We start from the raw sequence: 4,056 nt of genomic DNA, 5'->3' as shown, positions 1-4,056 counted from the left end.
TGGACACCGTGGCGACGAAGGGATACAGGTTGACGCACACCAGGTCGATGTAAGGCATGCCGTGTTCGGTCATCGTCGCCACGTGCTCCGGCAGGTCGCGCCGCGCCAGGATGCCGCCGTGGACCTTCGGATGCAGCGTCTTCACGCGGCCGTCGAGCATTTCGGGAAAGCCGGTGTATTCGCTGACGTCGATCACCGCGAGGCCGGCGTCGCGCAGCGCCTTGGCGGTGCCGCCGGTGGACAGCAGTTCGACGCCGGACGTGGCGAGCGCATGGGCGAAATCGACGAGGCCGGTTTTGTCCGACACGGAGAGCAGGGCACGCTGGATCTTCATTGGGCGAGGGTGGGGAAGGTTAGTCGGAGAGGCCGTGTTCGCGCATCTTCTTGCGCAGGGTGTTGCGGTTGATGCCGAGCATGTCGGCAGCACGCGTCTGGTTGCCTTCGGCGCGGTCGAGGATGTAGGTCAGCAGGGGTTTCTCCACCGCACTCAGCACCATGGTGTAGATCTCGCTCGGTGCCTCGCCGTCGAGGTCCTTGAAATAGCGGTTGAGCGACCGCCGCATGCAGGCGGCGATTTCGTTTTCTTCCATCATCTTGAGGTTCCCCTTTATGCCGCGAGTCGTGTGACAGCCGGCATGTCGTCCGCGTTATTGTTTTGGTGTTCGTAGCGCAGGCGGCTGTCTGCGCGCGCCGCCTGGGCAAAATACTCGTTGACCATCGCGAGCTGCCCGGCCACGGTGTCGAGCTGATTCATGGCGTGGCGGAACGCGCTGCTGCCGATCAGCCCCCTGGTGTACCAGGAGATGTGCTTGCGCGCGACGCGCACGCCGGTCACGTCGCCGTAGAAGGCATGGAGGTCATGGATGTGCTCGAGCAGCACGGTGTGGATTTCCGCCACTTCGGGCTGCGGCAGGTGCTCGCCGGTGGCCAGGTAATGCGCGATCTCGCGGAAAATCCAGGGGCGGCCCTGTGCAGCGCGGCCGATCATCACGGCGTCGGCGCCGGTGTATTCGAGGACGTATTTCGCTTTTTCCGGGGTGGTGATGTCGCCATTGGCGATCACCGGAATCTTCGCTTCGGCCCTGACGGCCTTGATGGTGTCGTACTCGGCCTCGCCGGTGTAGCCGCAGGCGCGGGTGCGGCCGTGCATCGCCAGCGCCTGCACGCCGGCGCTCTCGGCGATCTTCAGGATGTTGAGCGCGTTCCTGTGCTCGCGATCCCAGCCGGTGCGGATCTTCAGCGTCACCGGCACCTCGGGAACGGCCTTGACCACGGCGTCGAGAATGCGCCCGACCAGGGCTTCATCCTGCAGCAGGGCGGAACCCGCCATCACGTTGCATACCTTCTTCGCCGGGCAGCCCATGTTGATGTCGATGATCTGTGCGCCGCGATCGACGTTGTGGCGTGCGGCCTCGGCCATCATCGCCGGATCGGCGCCGGCGATCTGCACGCTGATCGGGTCGACCTCGCCTTCGTGGTTGGCGCGCCGCGCCGTCTTGGCCGAACCGTACAGCAGCGAGTTCGACGTCACCATTTCGGACACGGCCATACCCGCGCCCAGCTTCTTGCAAAGCTGGCGGAAAGGCCGGTCGGTCACCCCGGCCATGGGGGCGACGATCAGGCGGTTCTTGAGGAGGTGGCTGCCGATACGCATAAGGGATCGCATTTTACCCGCGTCGCGGGTCCCGACCAAGCCGGAGAAATTTTACATTTCGGGCTGGAGGCATGCGGCCTCAGCGGCTACCATCCATGGAGTCGCTTTTCATCGAAGAACAGGGGGAAAACATGAGCTTCATGTCGGAATTCAAGGAATTTGCAGTCAAGGGCAATGCCATGGATCTGGCGGTCGGCGTCATCATCGGCGCGGCCTTCGGCAAGATCGTCGAGTCGATCGTCAACGACCTCATCATGCCGCTCGTTGGCGCGGTGTCCGGCGGCTTCGACTTTTCCAATCTGTTCATTGCCCTGGACACGGTACCCGAAGGCGTGGCGATGACGCTGGCCGAAGTGAAAGCGGCCGGCGTTCCGGTATTTGCCTACGGCAACTTCCTGACCATCCTGCTCAACTTCATCATTCTGGCGTTCATCGTCTTCATCCTGGTGAAGCAACTCAACCGGCTGAAGAAGGAAGCGCCGCCCGCCGCCCCTGCCGCGCCGCCGGAGGACATCGTGCTCTTGCGCGAAATCCGCGACAGCCTGAAAAAATAGGGCGAACGCAGAGCGAACCGAAAGGCAGCCCGGCCGGGCTGCCTTTTTTCATCGGCACCGGCGATGGGTTAGGGCGTTAACACGCCCTAGTGTGCGGCTTCCCAATTGCGGCCCGTTCCCACGCCCACACGCAGCGGCACCTTGAGCGACGCGACATTGCACATGTGCCCCGGCAGTTCGGCGCGCACGTGGTCGAGCTCGTTTTCCGGTACTTCGAGGATCAGTTCGTCGTGCACTTGCAGCAGCAGGCGGCTGGCCAGTTTTTCGCGATCGAGCCAGCCCTGCACTGCGATCATCGCCAGTTTGATGAGGTCGGCCGCGGTGCCCTGCATCGGCGCGTTGATGGCGGCGCGTTCCGCGCCCTGGCGGCGCTGCGGGTTGCGGGCGTTGATTTCCGGCAGATACAGGCGGCGGCCGAACACGGTCTCGACGTAGCCCTGGCTGCGCGCGGCCTCGCGCGTGCGCTGCATGTAGCCGGCCACGCCCGGGTAGCGCACGAAGTAGCGGTCGATCCAGGCCTGCGCAGCGGCGCGTTCGAGGTTGAGCTGGCTGGCCAGGCCGAACGCCGACATGCCGTAGATCAGGCCGAAATTGATTACCTTGGCCATGCGCCGCTGTTCGGCATTCACCTCTGCCAGCGGCACGCCGAAGACTTCGGCGGCGGTGGCGGCGTGGATGTCCTGGTCGCTGGAAAACGCATTCAGCAGGCCGGCGTCGTCGGACAGGTGCGCCATGATGCGCAGCTCGATCTGCGAATAGTCGGCCGATACCAGCACGTGTCCGGGCGGCGCGATGAAGGCTTCGCGGATGCGGCGGCCCTCGGTGGTGCGCGCCGGGATGTTCTGCAGGTTGGGGTCGGAACTTGCCAGCCGCCCGGTCACCGCGGTCGCCTGCGAATAGCTGGTGTGCACCCGCCCGGTGGCCGGATCGATCATCTGCGGCAGCTTGTCGGTGTAGGTCGATTTCAGCTTGGCCAGCCCGCGGTAGTCGAGAATTGCCCGCGCGATGGGGTGATCGAGCGCCAGCTGCTCCAGCGTCTCCTCGTCGGTGGAGGGCGCGCCGCCCGGGGTTTTCTTGAGCACCGGCAGGCCCTTCTGCGTAAACAGGATGTCGCCGATCTGCTTGGGAGAGCCGAGATTGAACGGCTGCCCGGCTTCCTGGTAGGCGCGCTGCTCCAGTTCCAGCATCTTCCTGCCAAGCTCGCCGCTCTGTAGCGCCAGCAGGTTGCGGTCGAGCAGCACGCCGGCGCGTTCCATGCGGAACAGAATCTGCGCCACCGGCAGTTCGATGTTCCTGTACACGAAAGCCAGCTTGTCGGAGGCGGCGATCTGCGGCGCCAATGCATCGCGCACCCGCAGCGTGATGTCGGCGTCTTCCGCTGCGTATTCGCCGGCACGCTCGATCGCCACCTGTTCGAAGCCGATGCGCGCCGCGCCCTTGCCGGTGACGTCGTCGTAGCTGAGCGTCGCCAGCCCGAGGTGGCGCGTTGCCAGATTGCCGAGTTCGTGCGACTGGTGCGCTTCGAGCACGTAGGACTGCAGCAGCGTGTCGTCGATGACGCCGCCGCCTCCGACCCCCCCAAGCGCGATGCCGTAATTGGCAAAAATATGGCGGTCGTATTTGAGGTGCTGGCCGATGATTCTGGGTTCGGGGTTTTCCAGCAGCGGTGCGAGCCTGGTTAGAACGGCAGTCCGGTCGAGCTGTTCGGGCGCGCCGGCATAGTGATGCGCCAGCGGCAGGTAGGCCGCTTCGCCGTGGGCCGTGGCGAACGAGATGCCGACCAGTTCGGCCTGCATCGCGTTGAGGCTGGTGGTTTCGGTGTCGAGCGCAAACGCCGGCGCGGCTTCC

General features: G+C 64.8%; 4 protein-coding genes and 1 pseudogene. 1 reads left to right on the top strand and 4 read right to left on the bottom strand.

What is annotated here, in order from left to right:
- The 3 genes and pseudogenes from purH to dusB all read right to left on the bottom strand — a co-directional run.
- Positions 1-334: pseudogene (gene purH / locus Q0L94_RS14855) on the bottom strand (bifunctional phosphoribosylaminoimidazolecarboxamide formyltransferase/IMP cyclohydrolase); the annotation flags it as partial.
- A gap of 19 nt (positions 335-353) precedes the next feature.
- The gene (locus Q0L94_RS14850; RefSeq protein WP_018078218.1) at positions 354-593 is read right to left on the bottom strand and encodes a helix-turn-helix domain-containing protein; all 240 of its coding nucleotides are present in this window, start codon (positions 591-593) and stop codon (positions 354-356) included.
- A gap of 14 nt (positions 594-607) precedes the next feature.
- A complete protein-coding gene (gene dusB, locus Q0L94_RS14845) occupies positions 608-1,654 on the bottom strand; it encodes a tRNA dihydrouridine synthase DusB (RefSeq protein WP_296754680.1) in 1,047 nt (348 codons plus the stop codon).
- A 131-nt stretch (positions 1,655-1,785) separates the two neighbouring features.
- On the opposite strand from dusB, the gene mscL reads away from it, so the two are divergent.
- Positions 1,786-2,208, top strand: coding sequence for a large conductance mechanosensitive channel protein MscL (gene mscL / locus Q0L94_RS14840; protein WP_296754685.1), 423 nt, complete (start codon positions 1,786-1,788; stop codon positions 2,206-2,208).
- An 86-nt stretch (positions 2,209-2,294) separates the two neighbouring features.
- Here mscL and polA read toward each other — a convergent pair.
- Positions 2,295-4,056 (bottom strand): DNA polymerase I (gene polA, locus Q0L94_RS14835; RefSeq protein WP_296754677.1); only part of this gene is annotated, 1,762 nt, incomplete at its 5' end.

The organism is Thiobacillus sp., from assembly GCF_024708915.1.
The sequence above is the reverse complement of the archived record's forward strand: the minus strand, read 5'-3'. Positions and strand labels throughout refer to the sequence as shown.